General features: G+C 43.5%; 17 protein-coding genes. 12 read left to right on the top strand and 5 right to left on the bottom strand.

Annotated elements, in window-relative coordinates; all coding sequences use genetic code 11:
• Nucleotides 1-235: 235 nt before the first annotated feature.
• From secD to WC222_03945, 3 genes are all read right to left on the bottom strand, one after another.
• Nucleotides 236-4,807 (bottom strand): protein translocase subunit SecD, encoded by a 4,572-nt coding sequence (secD, locus tag WC222_03955; GenBank protein ID MFA6915526.1) that lies wholly within the window; start codon nucleotides 4,805-4,807, stop codon nucleotides 236-238.
• Between the two features lie 149 nt (nucleotides 4,808-4,956).
• The gene (locus WC222_03950) at nucleotides 4,957-6,486 is read right to left on the bottom strand and encodes an NTP/NDP exchange transporter (protein ID MFA6915525.1); all 1,530 of its coding nucleotides are present in this window, start codon (nucleotides 6,484-6,486) and stop codon (nucleotides 4,957-4,959) included.
• A gap of 204 nt (nucleotides 6,487-6,690) precedes the next feature.
• The gene (locus tag WC222_03945) at nucleotides 6,691-7,170 is read right to left on the bottom strand and encodes a hypothetical protein (protein ID MFA6915524.1); all 480 of its coding nucleotides are present in this window, start codon (nucleotides 7,168-7,170) and stop codon (nucleotides 6,691-6,693) included.
• Between the two features lie 878 nt (nucleotides 7,171-8,048).
• Here WC222_03945 and WC222_03940 point away from each other — a divergent pair.
• The 7 genes from WC222_03940 to WC222_03910 all read left to right on the top strand — a co-directional run bounded on the left by WC222_03940 (nucleotide 8,049) and on the right by WC222_03910 (nucleotide 15,298).
• A complete protein-coding gene (locus tag WC222_03940; GenBank protein ID MFA6915523.1) occupies nucleotides 8,049-9,143 on the top strand; it encodes a P-loop NTPase in 1,095 nt (364 codons plus the stop codon).
• Complete coding sequence (locus WC222_03935) at nucleotides 9,140-10,156, top strand: zinc ABC transporter substrate-binding protein (GenBank protein ID MFA6915522.1); 1,017 nt, start codon at nucleotides 9,140-9,142, stop codon at nucleotides 10,154-10,156. The genes WC222_03940 and WC222_03935 overlap by 4 nt, the downstream gene beginning before the upstream one ends.
• A 3-nt stretch (nucleotides 10,157-10,159) precedes the next feature.
• Nucleotides 10,160-10,933 (top strand): ABC transporter ATP-binding protein, encoded by a 774-nt coding sequence (locus tag WC222_03930; protein MFA6915521.1) that lies wholly within the window; start codon nucleotides 10,160-10,162, stop codon nucleotides 10,931-10,933.
• A 9-nt stretch (nucleotides 10,934-10,942) separates the two neighbouring features.
• Nucleotides 10,943-12,289 carry an iron chelate uptake ABC transporter family permease subunit gene (locus tag WC222_03925; protein MFA6915520.1) on the top strand — a complete coding sequence of 449 codons (1,347 nt, stop codon included), beginning with the start codon at nucleotides 10,943-10,945 and terminating at the stop codon, nucleotides 12,287-12,289.
• Nucleotides 12,286-13,212 (top strand): metal ABC transporter permease, encoded by a 927-nt coding sequence (locus WC222_03920; protein ID MFA6915519.1) that lies wholly within the window; start codon nucleotides 12,286-12,288, stop codon nucleotides 13,210-13,212. Before WC222_03925 ends, WC222_03920 begins: the two co-directional genes overlap by 4 nt.
• Nucleotides 13,213-13,311: 99 nt before the next feature.
• Complete coding sequence (locus WC222_03915; protein ID MFA6915518.1) at nucleotides 13,312-14,934, top strand: Na+/H+ antiporter NhaC family protein; 1,623 nt, start codon at nucleotides 13,312-13,314, stop codon at nucleotides 14,932-14,934.
• Nucleotides 14,935-14,980: 46 nt separating this feature from the next.
• A complete protein-coding gene (locus tag WC222_03910) occupies nucleotides 14,981-15,298 on the top strand; it encodes a hypothetical protein (protein ID MFA6915517.1) in 318 nt (105 codons plus the stop codon).
• Nucleotides 15,299-15,352: 54 nt separating this feature from the next.
• Here WC222_03910 and WC222_03905 read toward each other — a convergent pair whose 3' ends face one another.
• Entirely contained in the window at nucleotides 15,353-16,087 is a 735-nt protein-coding gene (locus WC222_03905; protein ID MFA6915516.1) for an SIMPL domain-containing protein, read from the bottom strand.
• 116 nt (nucleotides 16,088-16,203) lie between these two features.
• Between WC222_03905 and mutL the strand changes: the two genes are divergently transcribed.
• The 4 genes from mutL (at nucleotide 16,204) to WC222_03885 (ending at nucleotide 24,177) form a co-directional block, all read left to right on the top strand.
• Complete coding sequence (mutL, locus tag WC222_03900) at nucleotides 16,204-18,069, top strand: DNA mismatch repair endonuclease MutL (GenBank protein ID MFA6915515.1); 1,866 nt, start codon at nucleotides 16,204-16,206, stop codon at nucleotides 18,067-18,069.
• 104 nt (nucleotides 18,070-18,173) lie between these two features.
• Complete coding sequence (locus tag WC222_03895; GenBank protein ID MFA6915514.1) at nucleotides 18,174-19,226, top strand: Xaa-Pro peptidase family protein; 1,053 nt, start codon at nucleotides 18,174-18,176, stop codon at nucleotides 19,224-19,226.
• A 65-nt stretch (nucleotides 19,227-19,291) separates the two neighbouring features.
• A complete protein-coding gene (locus WC222_03890; protein ID MFA6915513.1) occupies nucleotides 19,292-21,067 on the top strand; it encodes an ATP-binding protein in 1,776 nt (591 codons plus the stop codon).
• Between the two features lie 80 nt (nucleotides 21,068-21,147).
• Nucleotides 21,148-24,177 (top strand): protein kinase family protein, encoded by a 3,030-nt coding sequence (locus WC222_03885; protein MFA6915512.1) that lies wholly within the window; start codon nucleotides 21,148-21,150, stop codon nucleotides 24,175-24,177.
• Between the two features lie 58 nt (nucleotides 24,178-24,235).
• Here the strand turns inward: WC222_03885 and WC222_03880 are convergent, their stop codons facing one another.
• Nucleotides 24,236-25,606 (bottom strand): hypothetical protein, encoded by a 1,371-nt coding sequence (locus WC222_03880; protein ID MFA6915511.1) that lies wholly within the window; start codon nucleotides 25,604-25,606, stop codon nucleotides 24,236-24,238.
• A gap of 234 nt (nucleotides 25,607-25,840) precedes the next feature.
• On the opposite strand from WC222_03880, the gene WC222_03875 reads away from it, so the two are divergent.
• Nucleotides 25,841-26,770: an endonuclease/exonuclease/phosphatase family protein gene (locus WC222_03875; GenBank protein ID MFA6915510.1), complete on the top strand. Its 930-nt coding sequence runs from the start codon at nucleotides 25,841-25,843 to the stop codon at nucleotides 26,768-26,770.
• Nucleotides 26,771-26,780: the final 10 nt, after the last annotated feature.

Genomic DNA, 26,780 nt, shown 5'->3' with positions numbered 1-26,780 from the left:
TTTGTATAGAAGCAACTTTGGATCTCTATCATGATTAGCGACACAATTAGCGATTAATCTATTGAAGAAACTGGGGATTGTTAGAAATGAGAAAGTCGCGCCTAAACTTTGAGCTTCTTCGGAGCAACTTTGCTGAATCCTAGGTAAAGTCTGCACTTTACTTTCGGAGTTCAGCAATAGCTTCCTAAATTGCCCAAGTTTAAACGCGACTCAAAGCGTAACTTGATACTTAACGTTATACCTTGCGGTGATTCAACGCTGCTTGTTGAGATCTCTCTTCGCGGTTGTGCAAGTAAAGCATAACCGGAGCTGCAACAAAGAGCGAAGACAACGTTCCGACAACAATACCGATCGTCATCACAAGTGCGAAGCTGAATATAGCTTCTCCCCCGAAAATGACTAACGCTAACAATACCAAGATCGTCGTGCCAGATGTCATCAAAGTACGAGTCAACGTAACGTTCAACGCATGATTGATAATATCCGGGAACGATGATTTACGCATGATACCCACATCTTCTCTGATCCTATCAAAAATGATGATCGTGTCATTCAAAGAATAACCAATGATCATCATGATAGCGCCAATAGTAATGAGGTCGATTTGTACCGGTAGCCCCAGCTTATGGAAAAGGGCGATAATCCCTAACGTTATAATAACGTCATGCACAAGACCTATCACAGCTGCAACTGCGAACTTGAACTCGAAGCGTAATGTGATGTACGCCAAGATGGCAAGAAACGCCAACGCCAAACCGATAATCGCATTGTAACGCATAGAATCGGAGAATTGTCCGCTCATGACAGTCCACTGACGGTCTAACTGTGCAAGCTCAGATTCAGGAATAGTTAATCCGCCTTTTTGCAGAGAATTAACGACCCAATCGATACGTGGATTGCTTTGGTATGGATAAGTAAACTTACCCTCTATTTCCATTGGCATCTGGTAGAATGGGTGTCCACTCTCTTCCATGCTGATTCCCATTTGGATACGCAGCTGCCAAGGGTTGGTTAATTGACGAACTTGAAGATCGTTCGTTGTTGCACCTTGCGCCAATAGGCTATCTAGTGCTTGTAAGCGATAATTGACGTCACCGGGCTGTTCTTGTGCATTCACAATGAGAGAATATCCACCTGTGAAATCCATACCAAAAATGGTATTACGCTGTTCAGCAAAAAGACCGATACCCAAAGCAACAACAAGGGCGGACAATAATATTGCCTTGCGTGTTTGTGCCAAGAAATCAAACTTAGTACCGCTGATAAGCTCCACCATATGCAGTTCTTTGTGCTTAGGATTTTGGACCCAGCCGGCAAAGAAATAGCGTGTCATGAACAGCGCTGTGAACATAGAGGATAGAATACCGATGATCAGTGTGACTGCAAAACCTTTAATAGGTCCTGAGTCGAACTGGATCAAGATTAATGCTACGATGATCGTTGTAATGTTCGAATCGAAGATAGCGCTAAAAGCTTTACGATATCCGGCTTGAATTGCAGAAGCGATTCTTCCGGACATTTTAAATTCTTCACGCACCCTTTCAAAGACAAGCACGTTAGCGTCAATAGCCATGCCAATCGTGAGAACGATACCGGCAATACCAGGCAGAGTCAAAGCAGCATCTAAATTCTGTAGGACGCCCCACATGATTAAGATGTTGAATAGGACTGCACAGGAAGCAACCACACCGCCAAAACGGTAGATGCTGACCATGGAGATAACGACCAAGACGAGAGCGATGATAGAGGCTCTGATACCTTTAGTACGTTCTTCTTTACCCAGTTCAGGACTGACGTTTTCTTCTGAGAGAATGCGCGGTGTAAATTTCAATGAGCCGGCTTTCAAATCTGCAGCTAGACGGTTAATTTCACGCTGAGTGAAACGTCCTGTAATGCTTGCATTTTCTCTTAAAGCTTGACGCAGAGAAGGTGTTGTAATGATGTTGCCATTCAAAGCAACAGCCATGCGCCAACCTTTTCCGTTAGTGTAAGCTTCTTTAGGCGTACCTGAAATACGGTCTTCAGCAAATTCTGAAGTCCAAGTATAGAAATCTTCAGAAGGGCTGCCTGTTTTATTCTCGCTGTTTTTTCCATACGAATTCTTGATGGAGAAGGTTAGAATATTACCTTCAGACTGATCCCAGCCTACATTAACATTCGTTAAGTTGGCACCTTCAAGAGCGTAGTTATGGAAAATGATGATAAGCGGATTGCTCTCACCATCCCAATGTGCGTCATCCCTCATCATGCCGATGGAGGACAGAGTATCATTGAAAGCATTGGAAGGTTTAGCAGTCATAGGATCGGCGAGGCGTAGTCCGTTGTTGTAAAGACTTTGCGCGGCTTCACTGCGAGGCTGAATAGCTAAATCATCCCCTATGCTTTCGCCTAAATGGCGGTAAGCAATTTGGTTGATGCTTTCTGCATCTAAGCGGTTAGTCACCTTCGCTTCATTCCAAACACCGTCTAAGAATTGTCTAACAGCAGTACCGTTTTCACGGTTCTTAGAGTTAAATTTCTCATTAACGATATGGAAATACATTGCGGAGGCTTTAACAAGCTCGCTAGCGGACAGGCCCTGTGATCCGGGAAAGTCTAAAACAATATTATTGCTCTCGACACGGATCGTCCTTTCAGCTACACCCATCTTATTCACACGAGTATAGAGATCGTCGGCAGCTTGTTTCAAGTCGTCAGGATTTGTAACAGGCTTATTAGAGCTATCGCGCAGACCGATACGGACGGTTTTACCACCGGAAAGGTCAAGGCCCCATTTCAGGATTTTCCTATCATCGCCGCGGAAATACTTTTGTGCGCTGATAAGAAAGTTCTGTATGTACGGATTCTTTGTAGGCTCAGGAATAAGGTAGCGTTTGGTGATATCCAAATCGCCTTGCGCAGCTTGATACTCTTCGTACCACTTTAAGAGGTCTTCTTGCTTTTTGTCATCAATACGGTTTTCTGTCAGGATACGCTGTTCAACATCGGTGAAATCTAAGACTGCGTATTTTTTGCTGCCTTTAGCTACGAAGTTTTCTCTTGTTGCACTGACTAGATCGCCGTAATAATCACCCATTTTAAAAATGTAGTCGTTACGGAATTGTGGATCGACACCAAACGTATCACCTGGGAATCCGATAAAGCCATTTTGGCTAAGGATCTGAGACAGATGTCTAACATCGGCATTGAACTGGTCTGCGCCTTCTGCGGTCGGTGTATTACGGTACTTGTCTAGGATTGTTCCTAAACCTTTAGCGATAATATAGATCGAATCGCTTGCAAATCCTTCCACAGGGGGAATGCCATACATAGAAGGTGCATAAACGACAACTCCAAGTCTTTTCTGATTATCAGGCAACTTCAAATAATCACTCATTGCATAAAGAGGATATGCTTGATGTTCCAAATCATGGTGGATGGGCTGCCATTCCGTCGTTAGCTGGTCTAGTATTTGCTTGCTTCTGATCTGAGCGATAGCACCTAAATCAAAACTAAGAAGACTCTTGCTATCGGTTAAACTGTTCAAACGCACGGCAAATGTATCCCCGTTAGGCAGGATGTCTTCGTCGCTGATGTTTGAAGCACGGGCGATATCGTCAAAAATCCACTGGTTCAGTTTTTCAGCAACATAAGCTTGCGCTTCGGTCTGGCTGGTTCTGGTGCGGATCGTCTCGATATCGGGATAGAATTTCACTGAGAGCTTATCACTATTCCAATCAATAATAAGTGCTTTGATGAATGGGTCTGTACCTTTCAAATCAATGACTTGCTGTGGATTAGCTAGGGTAATCTTTGAAGCGCCCTCATTCAATTGCTTAATGATGTCGCTGCGAGAAAGAGGCTTCTGTGCTTTATCAAAGGCTACTTTATTCGCTTTTAGTAAGGACATTGCCTGTGTAAGAACATCAAACTGATTTTGCAACAGGGCTACATCTTCATGTTCGCTGCCGGTTGCAAATTCCCCTTCTTCTATCTGCTTGGACTGATGTGTTTTTGCAGCATCAATTTTTGCCTTCAGCTTAGCTTGTAAAGTATCCAAAGCTTGTTGGTACTTTTGTACCACCTTTGCGCCTTGTTGATTCTTACCTTGCGCTACGCTGCTCATCCAACGCTGCGAAATTGCAGGCAGGGGTTTGGATAGTTTTGAGCCATCGACAAGCTCTCTTGCGGAAAGGATGATCGTTTCATCCGAAACTTTATCCGGTGCTGCTTCCGTAATGGAAGCAATCATGTCAGCCAAACGGCTCGGCTGGCTGAATGCGAAAGCGACTTGTGCGGCGCGATCATAAACAATTTCTCTATATAAAGGAGTAGGCAGTCCATCGTCGCCTGTCTTCTTAGAGAAAATGAAGAGTTGATCGATATCCGCAGGATTCAACTCGACGCTAATTTGGCGGGAGACATATACCTCTGTCGGTAGCTGTCCGGCTAAAGATGCGTTCACTCCTAACTGGGCAGGAGTAAAGGGGATGAGTTTTCCGGCTTCCGGTAAATATCTTTTGAAAGTATTAGCTTCTTTTTCTGTAGCGAATACCATTTTATATAAACGAGGATCATTTTTCTGCAGTTCAATAGAAACTGGCTTCACTTTCAAAAGTGCGCTATATGACTCCAACCACTCTTTTGAATCTTCTTCCAATCCATTAACACGACTTACAACAGCGCCAGCGACGTTTTTAGCACGCGCAGCATCAATCGTTTCATGTAAAGGCTTGGTATAATAAAATATCGTGGGGAGGATATTGTATATCGTGAGTACGATGACAGCGACTATTAGCCAAAACTGCCACTTTTTTTGCTTCTCCATACCTTGAATTCCCTTCTGCTATAACAACAATAGGAATTAAAGATACCAAAAGGTTAAGGAAATTGTCTAGTACTCTCTAGCAAACAAAGAAAAAAAGCCGTTCCATTAGACAATGGAACGGCTTTGAAATGACAAAATCCGAAGGGATTTTAGGTTGCTGGCGCTTCTTTTGGTTTAGAAACGCTTTCGCCTGTCAACGCAACAAATTGCTTATTGAGTGAGCGAACTGCGAACAACCAAGCGACGATAACAATAACCATGATCACTGCGATATAAGGAGCTATCGCTGTTACTGTACCGAATATCACGATGAGGATTTGTTGGATCAAAGAACCACCGGATTTACCTAAACGTGCACCAACGACGTCAATAGCAGCTTTACCCTTAACTTTAGACTCTTGGTCAAGCGGGATATAGGCCATTTCTTTTGTCGGGTCGAAGAGGGAATACTTCGTGGATTTGCTCGCTAAGTTTTGGATCATACCCAAAACAACTGCCATCATCACTGTTGTCGTACCGAAGTAAGCAACAAAACCTTGCAGCATTTCGCTTCCGCTAAAGAGAACGAATGCAAAGAAGCCGATACCGGTAGCCAATAACATTAACGGAGTTAACATTGCTGCTACGCCCCAACCGAATGTACGGATGATCCAACCGCCGATAAACATCATGGAAATGTTGACAGCTCCGCCGATAGTGGAGAATCTACCCATGAATGTGCTGTAATCGTTAGCGTTAGGATATTGCAGTTTAATTTGACCTTTCCAAGTCACTTCAACTAAGTTGATAGCAATACCGTAACCGATAACAAGCAATGCGATACATAATATGTAAGGCGATTTAGCAAGGAAAGTAAAGCTTTCGCCGATAGACATTTTAGGCTTGCTTTTCTTAACTTTAGCTTGTTGAGTCGGATCATAAAAACGAGGATCGGTCAACACGTTGCGCTGGATCCACCAGTAAATAAAATAAATCAATAGGCAAGCTATAACAACCATACCGCAGAGGTAAGACAGTGTAATCTGCCATGCATCCACATCAGGTGGCAGGTGTTTACGGATGTCGGAGAAATAAATGATCGCCGGACCGGAAATCAGAAGAGCAACATTAGCACCCATACCGAAGAAGGTATAAACGCGTTTCGCTTCAGTAACTTTGATAATGTCGTTAGCAAAACCCCAGAACATCAAAGAAAGCACGGCGCTTCCCCATAGTTCGGAAAGGATGTAAAACAAGGAGAATGTCCAGTTACGGTAGCAAGCGACCAACCCGTTAAAACCTTCGGGGAGTACGGACTGAAAATAATCCGCAGAAGCATGAGGGTGAAGAACGTCACGGAAAGGGTAGATTAATACAGGGAAAAGAGCAAAAAAGATCATGAAAGGAAACAGTGTGACGTAAAATAGCTTTTCCTTGCTGAACATGTTACTCATTTTAGAGTAAATAAGCATGAAAAGAACAGCTGCAGGAAGAACGCCCCAGAACTTTAAGAAGGGGATAACTTCAGAACCGCTGGTTGTCACCACAATAGTATCCTTAGTGTCGCGAAGGATCGTGTAGTTGAAACAGATGCAAAGCATCATTAAGAACATCGGGAGCATCTTTTTAAGCTCGTAACTATGTACGGGCCAAAAGAACGACCGTAACTTGCCGAACTCGGCAACAGTGTCTTGTGACATATGAAATGACCTCAATCGGGTTAGAGTGATTTCTTTTCTACGAATAGAAATCAAATTTAAAAGAGCCTTTATACCTTACGCCGCATTTATAATGCAAGATTTAATAGGGCTCACTTAAGAGAGTTACTATGAATAATTGAAGGATAGTAAGGGAAAAAAGAATATTGAAGCGCGGTAATAAATCTCCGCGCTTCAATATATTTGTTACGCTTCGACAGGCTGAAGGTTGTTCACTGCTTCTAGCCAAGAGTTCCATAGATCTTGCTCAGCACGACCTTGACGAATGGAAGCTAATAGCTCACGCTTAATTGTACGTGGGTCTGTACGAGGAGTAAGCTTACGGACCATATCTTTGTCGCCGGAGATGCGAGCCATGTGAAGAAGTCTTTCCAGATCATTTTTAGAGAAGAAAAAGTGATCGCGACGCTTACGTGAACCGCGTGCAGCGCGCTGTTTTGGCTGAACTTTATGCGGATTGGAAGGATTGACGATATATTTTTCAATTTTCTCGTATAAAGCATTAGGATTCTCATGCTTCATTTTTTTCATAGTAAAATGGTGAATATAACCACCGGTTTCGGAGGGTACATAACGACAGATGTCGTTTTCTTTATGGCCGCCAACTTTACGGATAGCTTTCTCGATAAGCTCGTTCAATTTAGCGGTGGATACATGTTGACTCATAATTTCCTTCCTTTAAGAAATGTTTCAATAATAAGCTAAGAAGGACGATTTTTTTTGGCCATTCGTCCTTCAGGTTATATTTTAGAGGCATTATCAAATTAGAGCCTCAGTTAACATAGAGCATATTATGATTCGGTAATATCGAATTAATAATCGTTCTATTATCAGAGAGTCTTCAAGCTTCAAACTAAAAAGCTGTAATAAATTTGAAGACGCACTCTAAGGTCATTAATTTGCGAATCCCTCTACTACCTTATTAATCTCATTGAACAGGGTCTATTTTGAGATTATTTCACGGCAGTACTGTTTAATAACGCAATTTATAGATTAAATTGATTTTCTCGCAACAAAAATCTACTTTTTTTTCTTTTTCACTGCAAGACGATGTCTACAATAATAAGGTTTATAACAATGAGAAGCACATCATATAATAACATTGGCATCCATTGTTGAATAATTAACTACAGCTAAATATTAGATTATGCGCAGGCACGCGGAGAACACAGTTTTTTTTGGAAACGTGAGTTCTTAAATAGAGACGTGCGCTTGAATTGAAGACAGTAAATCAGCTGTTAGAACACAGATTTTGATGATAAATTTCAATCTAACAGGCCTATAAAAGTGAATAGTATTAAAATAGTATAGTTAATTTCCTCTCCATAAACCCTTGATTACAGCCTTTTTCCTTAGGAAATGCGTGCAAAATCAAGGCGCAATCGCAGATTTCATCCTAGAAATCCCTTGTTCATATTCCTCCTTTTACCTACTTCGGACAGAAAACCCAAAGGCCCTTTAGTAGTTTATTATGCTAGCTTTCACTATACTGTAATAGGCTCAAAATATAGAATAAATCAGTAAATCTACCTTTTGGTAATAATATGCCCTTACCAGTGTTACAGAATAATAAGATCGGACCCATCAGCCAGATAAAGAATGTAATTGCTGTTGCTGCCGGCAAAGGGGGCGTAGGCAAGTCTACTGTTGCTGTCAATCTAGCCCTATGCCTAAGCGAACTGGGCTACAAAGTGGGTTTATTAGATGCTGACCTGTATGGGCCTTCTATCCGAAAGATGCTTCCGGAAGTTAAACTTCCTGTTCAACAGAATGAGCGTCTAGAACCTGCCCTTAGCTTCGGAATCAAGGTCATCTCGATGGCGTTTTTCAGAAAAGAAGGCCAGCCCGCTGCTGTCCGAGCCCCTATCGCTAATAAAATCCTTACGCAATTTATTCGTACTGTTGCTTGGGGAGAGCTCGACTATCTAATTATTGATTTTCCTCCCGGAACGGGAGATATCCAACTGACTTTAGCGCAGAACGCACAAATCACTGCAGCCGTCATGGTCACTACTCCGCAAGAAGTTGCATTAATGGATGTCCGCAAAGCTGCTGCCCTTTTTCAGCAAGTGGGTGTTCCTATTGTAGGTGTAATAGAAAATATGAGCTGGTATGCGCCCGGAGTACAAACAGTAAAGACTTACCCTTTTGGAAAAGGCGGCGGAGCCAGATTTGCAGAAGAAAATGGCATCCCCTTGCTAGGTGAAATTCCCATCGATGAGGCCGTAAGCTACCGCGCTGACCGAGGCTTTTCAATCTTCGTCGAAGAAATTGCCGAACAACTCCCTGCCGCTGCGGCATTTAGGCAAGCTACCCAGAACTTATTAGCTGCTTTGCCAAAATTGAGCGAGCGCCCCCCTTCCAAAAAAGTTGAAAAAATGTATTTAGCCGATCCTGCAACCTGCTGCATTGAATGGAATAATGGCCGTAAGCATACTTTGAAATTTAGTCAAATACAGAAATATTGCCCCTGCGCACAGTGCACTGAAAAAACCCCTTCCATCACAAATGACGTGGGAGTGCATAAAGTCGAAAGCATCGGCAAATACGCGCTTCATTTTGATTTCACGCAAGGATGTTCGCATGGGATCTATGAGTTCGAAATGCTTTACCAATTAGGCGAGGGAAAGAAAGAATGAGAAAATATTTAGGCTCGATATTCATTATCATAAGCTGCCTCCTTTCAGCCTGCTCCCCCTCTCCCCACCAACAAGCAGCAAAAAAGTGGATGGAGAAAAATGGCAAAATCAAAACACTCAGTACTACCGGCATGATTGGAGACCTGATTTCCAATATTGGCGGCGAACATGTAGACAACTTTGTCCTTATTGGTGAATTGCTGGACCCTCATTCCTATCAGCTAGTAAAGGGAGATGATGAGAAATTTGCCTTTGCCCAACTTATTTTCTACAACGGACTTAATCTTGAGCACGGCCCCAGCCTACATGCCGCCTTGGAAAATCATCCCCGTGCCTCAGCTATCGGCGACGCTATCATCAATAACAATCCATCCCAAATCCTGCACCACAATGGACAGCTTGATCCCCATGTTTGGATGGATATCAGCCTATGGTCGCAAGCAATCCCCACAATCGTAAATGCCTTAAGCAAATTTGATCCCGATCATTCCCAAGACTATGCAAAAAACGGACAAAAGCTAAAGCTAGAGATGTTAGCAGCACATAATAGAGTAAAAGCTAAACTGCATGCCATCCCGTCTGAAAAACGTTATCTTGTCACCAGCCACGATGCCTTCAACTATTTTTCTCGCGCTTACCTAGCAGATGAAAGCGAACTAACTAACGGTACATGGGAAGACCGCTTCGCAGCTCCGGAAGGTCTAGCTCCAGATAGTCAGTTAGGTGCGGGCGACATCCGCAAAATTATTGACCATATGGATAAATACCATATAATGGTCATCTTCCCCGAATCTAACGTTAGCAAAGATTCCATCCGTAAAATTGTCTCTGCCGGCAGAGAAAAAGGGCTCACTTTAACTATTGCTACCGATGCCCTCTATGGCGATGCGATGGGTCCAAAAGATTCGGATGGAAATACCTATTTGAAAATGATTGAACATAATGCCGTCATCCTCTCGCGTTACCTTTCAGGCAATGGGAAAGAGGAGCGGCAAGCTGCCCTTTTACGGTAATTTATGCCTCCTCAACCTTTGGCCTTGCAGACGCTTCAAATATGCGTCAACTACGACAAAACCCCCGTTCTATGGGATATTACTTTAAGCATTCCGACAGGTAAAATCGTCGGTATCATCGGGCCTAATGGCGCGGGTAAAAGCACCTTCATTAAAGCTGTGCTTGGATTGATAGATCCGGTATCCGGCAAAGTGGAATTCTTCGGCGAGCCTCTAAAAAATGTCCAGCAGAAAATTGCCTATGTGCCTCAACGGGAATCCGTAGATTGGGATTTCCCTATCACCGTCCGTGAATTGGTCCTAATGGGCAGATACGGGAAACTAGGTTTATTCAAACACCCCAGAAAAGCTGATTACGATGCCGCAGATCACTACCTTTCATTAGTCGGCATGGCTTCCTTTAGCGACAGGCAGATCAGCCAACTCTCGGGCGGGCAGCAACAGAGGACATTCCTCGCACGTGCCTTGATGCAAGAAGCAGACGTTTACTTTTTTGACGAACCTTTTGCCGGTATCGATATTGCTTCAGAAGCTGTCGTTATGGGCATCCTGCGTAAGCTCAGAGATGAAGGTAAAACTATTTTCATCGTACACCACGATTTAACAAGTGTTGAGAGCTATTTCGACTGGGTCATTATGCTAAATATGCGTCTTGTTGCATATGGCAGCGTACTTCAAGTTTTCAATCCCGACACCCTCAACAGCACCTACGGCAAAAGCTATGCCCTCTTTGACGAAGTATTTAAACTTTCTCAACAAAAAACAGCAGGAATGTAAGGTAACTCCATGCAGATCGAATGGCTCTCTTTCCTTACAGACCCCGTCCTGCGCGCCCCCACCCTAGGCTGTATGCTAATGGGCCTTGCCGCAGGAGTTGTCGGTGTAGTGATATTTCTACGGAAAGAATCCCTCTTAGGTGAATCCCTCTCGCATGCAGCATTCCCAGGTGCTATCTTAGGCGCCTTTGTCGGTGGACTCCTTGGAAGCGATGAAGACCTCAGCTCACTTATTATTCTTGCCGGCGCTGCCTTTACAGCCTATCTAAGCATCTTCTTCATCCGCTGGCTTGTCACACGGCTGCGCATCCATAGCGATGCGGCCTTATGCTTCACTCTGGCCGCCACCTTCGGCATCGGTGTAACACTCGCCAGCCACATGCAATTCTCGGATCCGGCTCTCTACCGCAATATGCTTGCCCTCCTCTATGGACAGGCCGCCACAATGACCGATTTCCATGTCTACCTCTATGGAGCCTTAGCCGCTGTTGTTATCCTTCTCGCTGCCCTCTTCAGAAAGGAAATTCAAATCACTTCCTTCGACCGCACCTATGCCTCCAGCTTAATGCTGCCCGTGAAAATTATCGAAGCCGTTTTCTTTGCCCTGGCTGTACTTGCAGTCATCATTGGAATCCGCTCTGTAGGCGTCGTTCTAATGTCGGCTATGCTGATTGCTCCCCCTGCCGCGGCACGACAATTTTCTAATAGATTCACTACACTTTTATTCCTTTCCGGCATTTTTGGTATATTGTCCGGATATCTAGGAAATATCCTTTCCGTTACAGGCTCCCAGGAACTAAGCTTGCTTTTTCCTAACACCCGCCTCTCTCTTCCTACAGGGCCTGTCATCGTCACTATCAGCGCTTTACTATGCTTTGGCGCCCTTCTTTTCGCTCCCGAACGGGGACTTGCCTCACGCGCATGGCGCATTGCACGCTTCCGTTATAAATGCCTGCGTGAAAACATCTTAAAATGTATCTGGCGCCATACAAAAGACTATTCCACAACTATTCCCTTGCTGCAAGAGCATTTAAATGCAACCTCTCTAACCCTGCTGATTGCCCTACATCACCTTAAGCAAGAGGGGTGGCTTGAAAAAAATGGGAAGGGTTCCTGGAAATTAACTTCTGACGGAATAGTTAAAGCAGCTAAAATCGTCCGCTTGCACCGTTTGTGGGAAGTATATCTTGCTGATTACCTAGGAATCGGAGCTGAAAGGGTTCACCGCAGCGCAGAGGAGATGGAGCATATTATCACTCCTGAATTGGAAGCTTCGCTAACTAGACTATTAAAAGATCCTAAAGTCGATCCTCACAAGCAGCCAATCCCTGCTGCAGATACAGGGAAAACTCTATGAATCCCTATACCGATACCACATTTTGGCAATTTTTTAACGTCCTGTTCCAACGCTTAGGAACTTTACTGACGGGCGGGCCTATAGCTAGTGACGAACTGCAAATTGCGGTCCTTTCTCTTGTAGCCATTTCGGGAGCATTGATTGGTCCTTTCCTGATCTTACGCAAAATGACAATGCTGGCCAACGCACTTTCCCATACAATCCTTATCGGGATTGCCCTAGCTTTCTTAGTTTCTCCTTCAGATGACCTATACGCCCATCTACCGCTATTCATGGTCGCTGCTGTACTGACAGGACTGGCTACAGCCTTTATTACTGAGTTCTTCACTTCCACTTTGCGTCTTCAAGCAGATGCCAGTACGGGCCTCACATTTACCTCCCTTTTTGCATTAGGGATCCTTCTTGTGACATTACTTACACGGAACGCTCATATTGGAACAGAGATCGTCATGGGTAATGTGGACGCCTTGCAGATTAGCGACATGTATTGGGCCGCGCTTATTGCTGCCATAAACATCGTCATCATTCTACTATTCTTTAAAGAATATACTCTGACTACTTTTGATAAAGCCCTTGCGGTATCGTTAGGCTTTTCTCCTGCCTTCTTCAGCTACTTATTAATGACTCAGGTTTCCATCACTGTCGTCAGCGGTTTCCGCGCAGTCGGCGTATTAATGGTTCTAGCCCTGCTCACTGCCCCCGCACTCACTGCAAGACTCATTACGCACAAGTTGAAGCATCTGATCTTATATTCCATCCTGATAGGAATCATCGGCGCTTTCATGGGCGTTGCCCTATCGCGCCATATTCTTTCCGTTCAAAACATCGCCCTGTCAACAGCCGGTGTCACAGTCTGCGTTTTGACATTTATATTTATTTTAGCAGCCTTAATTAAAGTGGGCAGATCTAAATTTGCCAGATAAGGTCCTATCCCTCCAATATAAACCTATTTTTTCTAACTTCTGTTGCCATAAACTAAAATAAAATTTGACATCTGCATTGTTCCACTTCAAACTGGGGCAATGCATCCTCATTGGCTTCTTATCATTCCTCCCTTATTAACGATAGCGCTGGCCATTTATAGCAGACGTGTCGTTTTAGCATTACTTGTTGGCTGCCTGGCTGCAGCTTTTATCATATCGGACTACTCTCTTTGGAATTCCTTGGCGTTCTTCGGAAGAAATCTCCTTAAGACAACACAACTGGACCAATGGACTTCTTGGAGCGGTATTTGGAATGCTCAAAATCCTCAAGTTTCTCTTTTTGTCATTTTTATGGGTATCCTCATTCGGACAATAGAGAAGGTAGGGGGATATAAAGCATTTATCTTAGCTATTGAAAGATTTGTCCACCGTAAACAAGATGCTGAACTTGCCGCGGTCGCACTTAGCCACTGCGTATCTATTGACGGCTACCTTGCCACCCTGACAGTAGGCTCTGTGATGCGCCCTCTTATCGACAAGTTTGATTCAACACGCGTTAAATTAGCCTATATTGCCCGCTCGGTAGCGATTCCGGTTTGCTCTATCAATCCTCTTTCCACCTGGATGGCGTTAATCTTGCTGCAGCTGAATGTAGCTAAAATACACGCTGCTCAAGGCGAAGGAACGCTTATCATCGCAAACACGATCTCTGTTTATTTTTCGATGATCCCTTTTATGTTTTATTCCCTTCTGACAGCCTTTTCTGTCTGGCTCGTGGTATCTAAACAGTTTTCTTTCGGCGCCATAGGGGCCCTCGAAAACTCTAAAACACAGCATATTCCTGCACAGAAAGACGAAAGCATTTTTCCTTCCGGATTTACTCCCAATATTTCGGACTTTTTTCTTCCTTTGATCTTTCTTGTCACCTTCACATTCATTGGGTTCTATCTCACAGATAAATGCGCCTTCTTCGCCAAAGACATCAGCTGTATCCACTCTCAGGAACATATCGATGTCGCCCCCTCTTTGCTTTATGCCTCTATCGCAGCAGTGATCATCTATTTCATCTATATGTACCTTCGGGGTGCTATTGTACTTAAGGATACATGGAAACTATCTAAGGACGGCTTCCTAATGATGATCCCCTCTGTCGCTATCCTTAACCTGGCATGGACTTTTGGCGCGATTGAAACGCAATCAGGGACTGTTGCTTCCTTGATTGAGCATCTAACCCCTAAAGGCGTACTCCCTATATGGCTGCCAATGGTCTTTTTCCTAAGCGCTTGCGGCATCGCACTTGCCACAGGATCTTCCTGGGCTACTATTGCACTGATGTTTCCTTTGGTTGTCACAACAAGTGTTTCCATTCATGGAGCAGCCGCTCCCATTGAAATCGGAGACTTACCTTTACTTATCCCCACTCTTGGCGCTGTCGTATCAGGTGCTGTGGCAGGCGATCAGCTTTCTCCCATAGCTGATTCTTCCATCGTGGTTTGCGCAAGCTCCCAATGTCCACATGGTGACCACGCATACGCCCAATTTACTTATGGAATTCCGATCTTATTTTTCACTGCGGCAGCATATGCCTTGTCAGGATGGCTTGTCGCCTGGGGATCATGGATTGGCATTTTAGCTCCTTTATTCATCACAGGGGCAATGATCACAGCATACTTTTATTTAAGACAGCAACATATGTACATGAGCTTGGCGACAAAGACATAGTAAGGTAATATCTTGTCCAAATTCATCAATCGGAGGAAAGAAGAGGATGGTCGGGTACGTGATTTTGCTGGTGATTTTTGCTGCATGCGTGGGCTTTGCCCGCAAATTATTCTTAAGCAGACGAAAGCAAAATGCGGTCCCTAAAGCGATGAATGCCATAGGTAAAGGCGCGAGAGTCTATAAGAAAATCTCCCGAAATGGCATAGGCATTGTTTCTGTTGCTCTAGACGGCAAACTAGTCGAATTTGAAGCCCGCAGCCATGATGGAACAGCCATCGCCTCTTTCACACCCGTTCAAGTAGTGACAGCTATAGATGACCGCACTGTCACCGTAGCTCCCGTGAACTTTTCACCTAATACTTAAAGCCGGGCTGCGCCCTAACTCGAGTTAGGGCGCAGCTTCAAGTAATAATCCGTTCTATTTTATTTCGTATACGATAGTCACGTTCGCTTGCACATCCACATCTCCACCCACAATCGGGGGTGAAACGGAAGAATCCATCATAGGCGCTGCTTTTGCCATCGTAAATAGTTCAGGTCTGCGGTTGACAGGCTGATATGAGGCCTGATCTAATGATACAGCTAATACTTTTCCTAAAGTAATACCTGTGCTGCTCGACAATACAGCAGCATCCGAGCGTGCATAAGCTGCAGCCTCTCTGATCGCTTCATCTCTATGGATACGTGGATCATGCAATCCAAAAGAAATGTCATCGACAACATTTGCCCCGTTTTGCACAGCAGTGTCCACCCATGTCCCAATGCTATTCAATTGCTGGGTACGGAGAATCAATTTGTTTTCCACATGATACCCTCTAATACGGGGAGTCCAATCCTCAGGCGCATGGACCGGCCTATTGGTATAAAGAGCATAAAGGACAAATTGGCCTGTCTGATACTCGCCGTCTTTCAAACCGGCGCCTTTCAAGGCTGTAATCAAAGCGTCCATTTTCTCACTGTTCATTTTCAAAGCCTCATTCGCATTGACTTCTTCCGTCATGACTCCTAAACGAATCACCCCTTCATCCGCCGGCTTTTTTAAGCTGGATCTTCCCGAAACTGTCAACTGATAAGGGACTTCGCTTCCTTGCCCAAATGCCGGAGCAGTAAAACTTAAAAACAGAACTAAAAAAATGCTATATTTGCCTAACATGGTCACTCCTAATATAGGGATTATTATCTGCATATTAGGTCCGTATTGTCCTCCTGTCAAGTGAATGCACCTACCGGTACTTCCGCCTTTTCGCCTCTTCATGTATAGTTATTCGCATGAGTGGAAAAATCAGAGTTCTTAGCGACCAGACAATCAACGAGATAGCTGCCGGAGAGGTGATAGAAAACCCGTCTTCCGTCATCAAAGAACTCGTGGAAAATGCCATTGATGCCGATTCTACAGAAATCACCATAGAAATACGCGGCGGCGGCAGGCAATTGATCCGTATTACCGATAATGGCTGCGGCATGATCCCCGACGATGCACTGTTATGCCTCGAAAGGCACGCAACCTCTAAAATCCGTTCGTCCAACGATATTTTCTCCGTAGGAACGCTAGGCTTCCGCGGTGAAGCTGTCCCCTCTATCGCTGCTATCTCAAAATTCACCCTGCTCACATCTCCCCGCGGTCATGAAAATCCCCAAGGAACACTCGTTTTAGTGGACGGAGGAAAAATCATTAGCAGTGGCCCGGCCGCCCGCGAGCCGGGAACAACATTTGAAATTAAACAGCTCTTTTTTAACGTACCCGTAAGAAAAAAATTCCAACGCTCTCCCGTTTACGATGCGCAAGAAATAGAGAAGCTTTGCATCGCTTTTGCTTTAGCGCATCCACAGATCCAATTCACACTGATAAGCAATGAAGAAAGAGTACTCAAAACCGGTGTAGGCCAAGGCGAAGATATTCTAGGACAGCGTATTGAAGCACTCTTAGGAAGCGATCTCCGTGCGCAGATGAAACCGATAAATGCTTCTTTAGACGGCTTTTCTCTCCAAGGGTATATCGGCCTCCCTAGCCTGCACAGGCCCAATCGCACAGGACAATATCTCTTCATCAATGGTCGCAGCGTTGTCTCTCCTTGGATAGGACACCTTATTAAAGAATCCTTTGGTACAATGCTCCCCTCAGGACGACACCCTCTATTTATTCTAAACCTTTTAGTTCCAAATGGTTGTGTCGACGTCAATGTCCATCCACAGAAAAGGGAAGTGCGGTTTTCCTACGATCTCAACATCAAAGAACTTGTCCGTACAGCCATCAATCCTGTACTGCATCCTGCCTTCGAATTGCACCAAGAAGAGAGGGAAACACCGTTTTCTCCCACCCCTCTTCCACCCCCTGCCTGGAAAAATAATGTGTGGGCTGTAGATTCTTTGGAAATAGAAGAGGATGTAGAAATAAACACATCTAAAAAAGCGCCTCCTCCCCACAGAAATATAGAACAATTTACAAAACCCCTTCCCTGGGAAAATGAAACCCCTATTTCGCTTAGCTCCCCCCCGCAATCTTTGCAGACAGCTTTGAACATTCCCTCATCACCTATTCCCTCGTTATTATGCACAATGAATGGCTATCTGCTCCTAGACGGAAACTCGCTAAAAGGCTCTTCGCTCTACCCTGAGAAAAGCGACGACTGCGCCTTTGCCTTAATAGACCAACGCAGAGCCCACCACCGCATTATCTATGAAAGCTGTCTAGACCAAAATAAGGGTGTCCTCGCTCTTCAATCCCTTCTAGTACCTCACCCTCTTCAGCTTTCCACTATAGAAAGCCAGTTATTGGCCCGCAATAACGATACTCTAAGGAAGATCGGAATCTCCCTACTGCAAATCGGCCCCCAAACCTGGGTTGTGGAATCTATACCTCAGCTTCTAGGCTCAGTGAATATTCAGGCCCTTATTGAAGAAATATTAGAAGCCTTGCAGCATGAAAAAGCTGATCTGCTTTCTGCAGCGCTTGCCGACAAGCTCGCGACACATGCCAGCCACAACGCCGTTGCCCGCTCTAGCAAACTTTCGTTTGAAGAAGGCCGCTCTCTCCTTGCTCAACTCTGTTCCTGTAAACAGCCCCTATTTTGCCCCAAAGGGAAGCCTATCATCATTGCTTTAAGCAACAACGAGTTGCAAAAACGCTTCGGCTAAATACCCTGCCTAATTCTCTTCCTTTTTTATCTTTCACGTTTTCTCTAAAAATACTATTCTGACCTTTTCCCTACTCTTAGGGCAAGCTCTTCTAAAGGATACTTATGGATCACCTCTCGCGCACCCAAAAACTGCAAAATACATTAAAATCATCCACTGAAGCGCTCATCATCGAAGAACCTATCAATATCTTCTATCTGACAGGCTGCGATATCAGCACCGGTACTCTTTACATCTCAAAACACCGCTCTACCCTTCTTGTCGACGGCCGCTATTTTGAAAGCTGTACAGGGAAATGCAGTATCGACGTCATGCTTATTGAAGAGGGCACCCTCCCACACCTTATCCAGAAGGACTCCATCGCATCCCTCGGCCTTGATGCTAATACTACCACAGTAGCGCGCATGGAAAAACTCAAAGAAAGCCTCCCCGGCATTGCTATTATCCCCCTGGATGCCCCCATCTCAGCCCTTCGTATCATTAAAGATGAACAAGAAATCGCTCTGCTGCGTACAGCAGCTCAGCTGGGAAGCTCCGGCTATGACCACGCCGTCAGCTTACTCAAACCTGGAATCACCGAACGTGAAGTCGCCTCTTCACTGGAAATCTATTGGCTGCAGCAAGGAGGAAATGGCCTAGCCTTCGCCCCTATCATTGCCTTCGGTGCCAACAGTGCTCTGCCCCACCACCGCGCAGGTGATACTGTATTAAAAGAAAACGATTCCATACTGATCGACATAGGCGTTGTCAAAGACAAATACCACTCAGACATGACGCGTGTTAAAACCATAGGAACTGCCCCCAAGGAATGGCATCACATTTATGCCATTGTTCGGGAAGCTCATGAACAAGCAATGAAAGCATGCAAAGCAGGTATCACTGCCGGAGAACTGGACCAAATAGCCCGGAGCCACATCACTGAAAATGGATACGCTGCCTATTTTACTCATAGCCTAGGACATGGAGTAGGATTGGAAATCCATGAAAACCCTTTTATCCGCAATAAAAAGCCCCAAGCAGATGTCATTCTACAAGCGGGAATGGTCATTACTATCGAACCCGGGATATACATACCCGGAATGGGCGGGGTAAGATTGGAAAATACGGTTATTGTAAATGAAAATGGCTGCGAAGACATTACTCTCCGTAATCTTTAAGCGATCTTTAAATCCATTTAGTACTATAGAGTTAATTATATATATTTGAAGGTTTATAACGCTTCATGCTCACTTTTCGGCAAAAGATCTTTATCAGCTACGTTGTAGTTTTCTTGGTATTTCTTACCTTGATGTTCCCTTTTTCCTCTTGGATGGTCAAAAATATCATATTCAAAAGCATGCGTGACCGCGCTATCGAGCTTATCGCCCGTATCCAAAGCGCCCCTAATAACGAAGCCTTGATCCGCCGCTTAAAAGATCAAAAGCATATCATCTTCTTCCGCGTGAGCGTCATCACCGATGAACATAAAAGCCTATACGACTCCCATATCAAACGTCTATTAGGGCCAAAATTCAGCCAAGAACAAATTATCGATCACCCCGAAGTGCTTGAAGCATTTAAAAAAGGAAACGGCTACCACGAAGAATATTCCGACCTCCTAGGACAACGCTTTGCCTATATGGCCCAAGCCTTTGATTTTCACGGCAAAACCTATGTGATGCGCACTGCCTATCCTTATAAATATGTGGTTGAACTCACCCAATATTTTGAAATTGGATTTCTTATCCTAGCCACTGTGATTCTCCTTCTGTTCAGCTTGATGACCTGGTTCATCATCAACCGCCTAACTAACCCTATTCAACAAATCATCAGCGCAGTACAGCCCTACGAAGAATCCGAAAATACCTCTCTCCCCGAAATCGTTCTTCCCGGTAGATCTGCCACGGATGAAATCTCTAAATTGGCCGAAACCCTAAACTCCCTCTCCCGTAAAGTTCAAAAACAAATCGGAACCCTGACAGACGAACGTAACGAGAAAAGTGCTATCCTTGAATCTCTTGTCGAAGGCGTTATCGCTATTGATAGTAACTACAAAGTCCTATATGCCAACTCCACAGCCCTTAAATTTCTTGAACTAGAGAAAGAAGACCTTGTTGGCCAAGATTTAAGACACATTCAAGATACCTCCACACTAGAGATCCTCCGTCGCAGCTTAGAAGAAGAAAAAGCTGTTTCAGATACACTAAAACTTAAAAATGCTAAAGGACAACTCTATCTCGATATCGTCGCCGCCCCCATCAACAAACAAAATAACGGCGCCGTTCTCGTCATGCAGGATAAAACATCCCATTACCGCATTCTTGAAATGCGCAAAGAGTTTATCGCCAATGCCTCGCATGAACTAAAAACTCCGATTACCATCATCCGCGGATTTGCAGAAACTCTGCACGACAATCCCGATATGCCCCAAGATCTATGCGTAGAAATTACAGGTAAAATCGTCCGTAACTGTAAACGCATGACCAAATTGATTAAAGACCTTCTCACATTGTCCGATATAGAGCACATCCCTGAATCACGCCTCATTGAATGCGATATGCACCATCTCGTCGTCGAATGTTGCGAACAATTGCAAGATGCTTATCCAGACACAAACATTCAGCTTGTACCGGAAGAAAGTGAAGAATTTAATATTATTGCTGACCCTTATCTTATGGAAATGGCAGTGAACAACCTCATAGAAAATGCAGCAAAATATTCTAAAGGTCCGGCGCACATTAAAATTGAATTCACCGACCAAGGCGATAAAATTCAAATGACTGTTGCTGACAAAGGGATAGGTATTCCCGCTCAAGATTTAGAACATATCTTCCAAAGATTTTATACTGTCAATAAAAGCCATTCCGCCAAACTCGGCGGCTCCGGTCTTGGCCTTTCCCTAGTAGAAACAATTATCGAAAAACACTTCGGTAAAATTTCTGTCGAATCCCAAGTCAATGAGGGAACAAAATTCACTATAATACTCCCTAAAATTAGAGATAATTATAATTACTCTTAGTTTTTTATAATTATTAATTTAATTTTTATTCGAATTGTTACAAAATAATAGTATAAGTAATAATTGGGATATAAACGATTATGGCTGGTCCAATTCATTCACAAGCAGCAATCGCTGAGACTACAGCGCCATCAGTTAAATCCCTAATTTCTAAATTCGATAAAAGTGCGCAAACTGCCAGTACTTTCAAAGCAACTCCCCAAGGAGCCCCAGGGAAACTAGCTCCTCAAGGAAAAAATATCTTGCAAATGGGAGACCCTAGAGTCTCTCAAGATAATCATGTCAAAGACCTCAATTCCCGCGTCGTAGTCCAATCTTCAGTAACCGTAAATAAATCCTCGCAACAAGTCTTTAAAAAAGCCATTAATACAACCCAAGCCAATGCCCCTGTTCTAAGTCGTTGGAATGGCGACGCCCAGCCCACACAAGCAAAACAACGGCTTGCTGCCATGGAAATGGGCAAAGTTGTCAACCAACTTGAAATATCGCAATCCAGAATGCGTTCGGGCACCGGAAAAGTCTCTCCTGAACAATTCCAATCTAACGTCTCCGATGCACATGGTAAAATGCTCGAATCAGCCTCCCAAATGGCCGATAGTGCCCAGGCTCAAAAAGAACTAGGGACCTCTCACAATAAGCTTTGCTCAATGGCTAGTCCTAGGCATGAAACGCAAATGAGCATGAAATATGAGATGAAGGTGGCCATCGGCTTTGCCCGCGGGCTGGGTGAAAAAGTCACAAAAGAAACTGTCCATCAACAAGTAGATCAATTCCTAGCAGGAAAAGGGGTCAAAGACAGTCAAATCCAGCATGAAGCAAACTTCTATAATGTCACCCCCGACACTGCGAAATTAATCCTTGCCGATCGTCATCTCCGTACTGCATCAAATGAAAAAAGTCCTGCTAAAGTCGCTGCACATTTTGAAAAGTTAACAGGAGAAAAACTCACTCCGCAAAATTTTAATACTAAAATTAGCGCCTTCCTACAGGAAAACGGCGTATCGGATGCTATGATAGATAAAGAAGCCAAAGGCCTAAATATCTCAAACAACCAAGCTCGCCTGCAGATGGCCAATCGATTGATCGCCTATAAACAAGGGGGCCTGGAAAATGTGTCTCCCTCCTTAGTAGAAAGGAAAGAGGTCTCTGGATATGACATGGGACTCATCCAATTAGTAGAGAAAGAATTTAAAAAAAATGTCCATAATCCCGAAAAACTTAACAGCGCGGAAGTTTCCTTTGGTGATAAAAAATTTGAAGTCATCGTCACTACTAAAGAAGGAATAGAAAAAATCGGCGGCAAACATGCTACTCTGCATAAAGTGGGCGTGACGGTCGTAGAGAAGAAACTAGCGCAAGGTTCCTTCGGAAAAGTCAGCACTTTCACCTCTTTCTATTCCATCAGCCACCCCTCCCAAAGACAGCAGGCAGTCATAAAACAAGAATTGAAGCCAGATGATGAAGCCATAGAGGAAGATGACGACGATGATGATGAAACACTCTCCGAAAGCAGCAGCACAACCAAACCGGCCGCTACAGAGTCTCAAGCTGCTGCAGCTCCTGTTGAAGAGGTCGAAGAAGAGGAAGAATACTACGGCTCTGCCGTGTATGTACCTGATATGGAAGACTATTCAAACCACCCATTAAAGAATATGACGTTAAATGCCGACGGAGAAATTGTTCCAGGAGGTACCGAACGTAATTATGATCCGGAAAATATGTCCTCATTATTAAACGATGTAGAAAAGAAAAAACGATCAGACAATAATGACCTCCGCTTTTTTTTCGATATGCATAACTACCTTAAACCCTTCGTAGAAAATGACGATAGACCGCCGGGAGTAGATCCGAAAAAAGACATCACACGTGAAGCCATTAGCTGCGAAACCCAAATTGAATCATTATCAAAATCAGCTCAACGGGCTGAAGAAAGACAAAATGAAATGAATGCATATATGAGCCCTCTTCCTTCAAAAGAACTTGATTATAAGGATAATGCCTTCTTGGGCCTTTATAAGAAAGGTGCTGCAGCTATGTTAAAAAGCGGAGAATTTCATAACGGATTTACTGCTGACAGTGCAGCTGCAGCCATCAAAGATATTGATTCGATCTTTTCAAAAAGGAAAGAAGCTTTAGCTCATATAGATACTCTTAAACAAGAAGACGCTACTGAGTTCGACCGCGAAATAGACTTCTTAATGCAATTTCAAGGGCCCGGCGTCGTAAAAGTTCATTCCATAAAAACAGTCTCCCGTCCCGCCCTAGCCCCCGCTAATAGTGATACAAATAAATACGCAGCTAAAGCTGCCGCAGCCACAGTGGTAGAAAAAGCCATTGAAATGGAACGCTGTGGATTTGAAATAAAGCCCGGGGTAACCTGCGTGACCATGAACGATTTAATGGAAGCAAGGCGAGAAAATAAAATCACGGAGAATGAGTACAAGGAAGTGATCAGCAATGGGATGAAGCCCCTTTTAGGAGCTTTAAAACGACTACACGATGCAGGCATTATTCACCGAGATATTAAACCTGATAACATCCTTCTTGATAAAAAAGGTGACTTTGTTATGAATGACTTTGGAACACTTTGCCATCAACGCAACGATATCACTTATCTAGAAATAAAATGCACCCCAGCTTATGGTCCTCCAGAACTTATCCCAAGCCAAAGTTTAAATAACGACTACGCCCATCCTGATGGCTCCCCCTCTAACTCAAAAATATATTCCAACGATTCAGTAAAAACAGCTTCAGTACCCAACAATGTCACTGAGAAAGCAGATATTTGGAGTCTGGGCATGGCCTTTTTTGAGCTCTTCAACCCGCAAATGAATAAAGAAGAAGGCGGAATGCATCCCGCACTCAGTCTTGCATTGAGACATGGAGGAGATCAAGCCAATACAAATTCCCAATTAGCACAAACAGATAATAAGCTGCTTGTGCAGCAATCAAAAATTCTTACGATGGATAGTCGGCGCGCAGAATATGATGCTGCATATCCTGAGCCCTCGGACAAAAATAGTGTAGATCATCTGATATGGCAGATGACCCGACCCAATCCGCACGATCGTCCGGACATCAATAAAATCATTGATTACTTTAACAAATAAAAAACGCTAACAAATGAAGAGCGGAAATTAAAATCTACTTCTCTTGTTAGCGCATTGTTTAGAAAGCTCTATGCTGATTTAATTCCCATTGGATCTTTTGTTGAAGAGACATAAGACGTCCTACGACCGGGCTCAATTTCGGATTGCCCTTGTCGTAAACGATTACCAATTCTGTAATGTTACTGTGTCCTTCCAAAAAGGATAAGCTATCATCATCCATCGCAGGACAACGTGACACACTGATAAGCTCTAAGTAAGGTGTTTTCTCAATAGGCCTGAGATTTTTTAACTTTTCACAGCCATCAAAATAGATGAATTTGATATTTCCATTCTTTCTCAAATTGCTGATATTCACAAGATTTTTGCAATCCATCAAATTCACTAAATAAAGGCTGGGAAACTTGCTTAGATCAGGAGCCAAGGTAAAGTTGCATTGTTCTAAATTGATCCCTAACAATGCAGGCGAAAACTCATTCATGACTAACTTATAGTTAGCAGGGCTTAATTTATGCATCACATCGCTTCTCATGACAGACATATGGCGAATATTATGCAATAACATGTCAATTTTGCCCTGATCTTTACCCTCGATCCAGACTGGAAGCTGATCTAGTGCATAATTAACACATAGATTCTTCACCTCTTGCTGCTCGTCTTTCACGGCTTTGTCTAATACGGTCTTCCAATTCCCTTCATTGATCGTAGGAGCAACCAACTTTAATGACTTCTCTAAAAGACTTTCCAAACCATGCTTACGTGCTAATACAGCCATTTCATAAGCATTTTCCGGTTTTAAGTCGTTAAGCATGTTTGCTTCAAATGCTGGAAAAGTTGAAGCATCCGCCTGAATAGAGTGCGCATATCCCAAAATTTGACCATATTCTTCTACCGAATAGTTTTTAGGTTTTGCTTGCAAAGTCTGCAAAGTGTGGATCACAGCATTAATAATTTTGGGATTCTCGCCCTTAGATTCCGTTTTGTAGGCATGATTTCCATTCTCAGATAGCAAACCCTTATAATAAGTGGATTGGCTGCTTAGCATCAAACTATTGGCGTATACTTTTTTTGTACGAGTGTTGATCTCCACATTATTTTCGCCTAAGGAAGGAATTGCTTCTCTAAAGACAGGGAGATGCTCACGCACCACTTGTAAATACTTATACTTAAATTCCTTATTATCAGGACTATATATAATTTCAAAAGCTTTTTCGACGAGTTTATTACCCAATTCCGGATGCTCAGATAACCACTGCGGATCGTTTGCTGCCGCCTCGTAATACTGCAAAAAAACCTCATGAGAACTGCTTCTTACCTTAGGGTCGGAGAAATTCTGACCTAGGCAGAGTTCTGAAATCACCTCTTCTGTTGTCTGTGCGTGCTCTATTCTATCTATGATAGCGGTATTATTGCATCCTGGTGGAATTAGCATATAATTATCTCCATTTATCTACTTATTATATTAAACATTACAAAATAAATAAAAAAGATAACAAATACATTCTTTTAAAGTCTACGAAGTAAAATTATTTAACAGACCACATTTCCAAAAAAATTTGAATTTCTACACCTGGGTTTATAAAACTTAGAAGGTAAAATATTTATGTTTTATATTTTCAAAAATATGAATAATTAGAAACCCATCACAAGAGTTAAGATTTCTTTCATGAGATATTTGCTTATTATTTCTTTCTTCTTTAGCCATTTCCTACCACTTGCTGCAAAAGTGGAAGAATCCATTATCCCCTTGATGGATGTCATCTTTGAACGTAACGCTACGGCAAATCAACCTCCAAAGATACGCGTGATAGCCTATAACATGCTTTACAACGTCAAAATAGCAGAAGACAAATTACCTGAAATACATCGCTGGGCAAGCAGAAAACCCCGTTTACTGGAATATTTAGAATTCACAAATGCTGACATTATCGGCAGCCAAGAACTTCAAGCAAATCAACTCCAGGAGATACTGGAATCCCTAGGGAAAACCTATGCCTATTACGGAGAGAAAACTAGGGAAAATGAGGGCAGGACGGATGTGAATGCCGTCTTTTACAAGCATGAACGCTTCAAGCTTGTAGAATCCAAAACCACCCCCTACCACGATCTTAAAAGTCAAAATGCGTTTACCTATTGCCGGTTGAAAGACACCGCTTCCGATAAAACCTTTATCGTCATCAATACTAAATTCACCTACGGCATTTCTTGGGGAGCACTAAAAAGAAGGGAAGCAGAAGCAATCCAACTACATGACTTCATTCAAGATATCCCTTCAGATGAATCGATCATGATCACGGGCGATTTTAATACCATTCCCCTGCTAGATAGCAGCTCTATCATGCGCATACTAACCGGAAAGCACCTGCACGATGCTATAAACCTCTCCTTTTCCGGACATTTAGGCCCCTATTGTTCCATCACTAATTCCAAGTTTTTCACACCCTTCACAGGTCCCGAATTAACCGGTTTTATTCCCGATCACATTTTTGTTAACAACAAGGTGGACGTCCTCTCACATGGGATTGACACTGCAAAAGTGAATGGAGAATTCCCCTCCGATCACTTTCCGGTCATCATCGACATTTTCCTGAAATGAGACGATTTTC

Source organism: Parachlamydiales bacterium (genome assembly GCA_041671045.1).
Classification (GTDB): domain Bacteria; phylum Chlamydiota; class Chlamydiia; order Chlamydiales; family JABDDJ01; genus JABDDJ01.
Note: the sequence above shows the minus strand (reverse complement) of the source record. Positions and strands in the feature narration are given on the sequence as shown.